The sequence below is a fragment of the Bacillus sp. GMs2/2 genome, assembly GCF_050172095.1.
Taxonomy (GTDB): domain Bacteria; phylum Bacillota; class Bacilli; order Bacillales; family Bacillaceae_G; genus Bacillus_A; species Bacillus_A cereus.
Genome location: NZ_JBNLYE010000487.1, coordinates 1 through 2,468, shown reverse-complemented (window position 1 = coordinate 2,468; position 2,468 = coordinate 1). Strand labels below are relative to the sequence as shown.

The following is a 2,468-nucleotide window of genomic DNA, read 5'->3' as shown; positions in this document are numbered from 1 at the left end:
ATTTAGATTTTTTTTAAGTTTTTTAGCATGTATTACACTCATTATCCAATTTGTTACAAGGGCACAAGTAAAACCTTTTAATCCAGTCAATTTTTTTAGTTTCTTCACTATTGAAAGCAATATATTAGTTGCATGCATTCTCTTTTTAAGTAGTATTGGAACAGCGACATTTGGCCTATCAAAGCAGTTTGGCATACTTCGTGGTGCAGTAACTGTATACATACTTACGACAGGACTCATTTATTTTTTATTATTAAGAGGATTAGAAGAGTCACTGCAAACAGTAATACCATGGGTAAATGTAGTGCTTCACTATATTATGCCAATTGTAATGCTTTTAGATTGGACTATGAATCCTCCTACAAAGGCAATAACATGGAAACATGCTGTTAGTTGGCTTATTTTTCCGTTACTATACGTTGTTTACAGTTTAATACGTGGCCCTTTTGTTGATTGGTATCCATATCCGTTTTTAGATCCAAGAATAGGCGGATATGATAGAGTTTTTTTCTATAGTGTTGGGATAGCAGCTGTAATTGGTGTTATATGTATAATTGTTAAAATGTTAGGCAATCGAAATATAAAAGTAAGGGTATCTAACTTAAGAGGATAAAGTTATGTCTAAAAGTGTTAATGTAGATTTGAGCACTTATGAGACGAGTGCAGATATAATACGAACATTATCCAATCCCCTGTGTTTACGGATTGGATGTTTTTGTTCATCCTACGAAAAGGGCATTAATATAAAATATCCCATATTAGCTGTGGGAAAATTTAGGGTTCAGCTTTAGTTATTCGGTTAGTAACATAAACATTCGTTTTTGTTACAATATTTCTTTTTAAATTTTAAACTAGATTGTATTGAATTTAGATGTAACTAAATACAGTCTCAAAAATAATTTGTCACAATATAAAGCTTATACTTTATTGCTACGTTGATTGTTTATCGATTGGGATTTGATTCCTTATCGCTCTTTTTTTCAGAACTTATAAAGTTCTCAAAGGAAAGCGTAAAAATACAATTTGAATGGCACGGCCTAATCGATTGACAGCAACCCGTTGTTTATTTATAATTTGTAATTCTTCATCACATATTGTAATTTCTCTCTCGTCCAAATGCCCAGGAACTTCATAAAAGTATTCCCTTTGTTCTACAGTAAGAAGTTCTCTCGTTTTCAACTTCCCATTTCCCTTCGTATAGTTGTAGTATTTATTGTAGGAGCGATTTAATATTTCAGAAATTAAAATTATTCATATTTAAGTAGATAAATGTATATGATAGAATGTGCCTAGTTAACAGTTACATATGTAACTGTCATTGCCCTATGCTATGCTAAAGAGCCCCTCTTTCAATTGCGTTTCTATTTCGCACTCCTTAACATGTATTGAGGTTTTTTCATGAAATTATATGCAAACAAAAAGAAAAACGAGGTCTTTTATCTCGCTTTTCTTATATACAAGGGATTTAATGACAGATTATTCATAGTATACAATAAATAAGAATAACATATAGTCATTTTACTATTTTCTCAATACCGGTTTTGATATTATTACATTATATTTATTATTATACATTTACTATGTGTTTTTTAGACTAAAAAAACATACTGAAATTTTTATATTAATTAGACTACGTGGTTGTAAGAAAGGATTGTTGTTAGAATGGTATTTACAGATTTAGAACACCCTTTACAACAGGGATTTCTCACTGATATTCGAGGAATTGTTCGTACACTTCTTCAGGATATGGACTATGTTGTTGTAGAGGAAGATAAATCTTTTATTACGGATGCATTTGTCGAGCAAGTAATTGTCTATCTAGAAAAAACACGTTTTTTTCAGAAGTGGATAGAAGTGGATTTTTCTACTGTTGAGCTAACAGAGCTATTGCAACAGTTGGAACACTCTATGCGGAGAAGAAAGTCTACATTAAGACAGCGGAACTATTTTAACAGTTTACTATATGATTTAAGTTTGCGAGAAGATATTCCAAAGGATTATTTATGTATGAAAAAGAGACTATTGCAATTGGAGCATCTGAAGGAACAGCAGAAAAAGGAAAAACTTCAAAATTCGGTCTCTACGAAGCAAATTAAAGTATAAAAAATTTCTTGGAGGAAAACGTTTGGACGCGCAATAGAAATACCAGAGAATATAAAACAGAGTGAAGTAAATGAGTTATTTAGTAAGATATATCGAAAGCAATGTAAGATACAAAGAGGAAATAGGGAGAATTTTGAGGAATAATATAGTTATAAGAATATAGATACTTAGATAAAGCCCTTGCATATATATAACATTGGCGGAACAAATAGATGATATTAGGATATAAAAAACGATCATCCAAAAAGGGGGAGATATTATGCCAAAAGCTTTCTATATGGATATTGAGTATTACGAAAGACCTGCAGATATATTGCGGATGCTTGGACATCCTATGCGTTTGATGATCGTCCGAGAATTAATTG

Annotated in this window: 1 protein-coding gene and 3 pseudogenes; 3 read left to right on the top strand and 1 reads right to left on the bottom strand. The window is 31.4% G+C overall.

What is annotated here, in order from left to right; translation table 11 throughout:
* On the top strand, positions 1–613 hold a 613-nt coding region (locus ACQGS6_RS26435; protein ID WP_426965869.1), incomplete at its 5' end, for a Pr6Pr family membrane protein.
* Between the two features lie 377 nt (positions 614–990).
* Here ACQGS6_RS26435 and ACQGS6_RS26430 read toward each other — a convergent pair.
* Positions 991–1,179: pseudogene (locus ACQGS6_RS26430) on the bottom strand (DUF4158 domain-containing protein); the annotation flags it as partial.
* A gap of 483 nt (positions 1,180–1,662) precedes the next feature.
* Here ACQGS6_RS26430 and ACQGS6_RS26425 point away from each other — a divergent pair.
* Both ACQGS6_RS26425 and ACQGS6_RS26420 read left to right on the top strand, forming a co-directional pair.
* Positions 1,663–2,247: pseudogene (locus ACQGS6_RS26425) on the top strand (hypothetical protein).
* A gap of 115 nt (positions 2,248–2,362) precedes the next feature.
* A pseudogene (locus tag ACQGS6_RS26420) lies at positions 2,363–2,468 on the top strand (ArsR/SmtB family transcription factor); the annotation flags it as partial.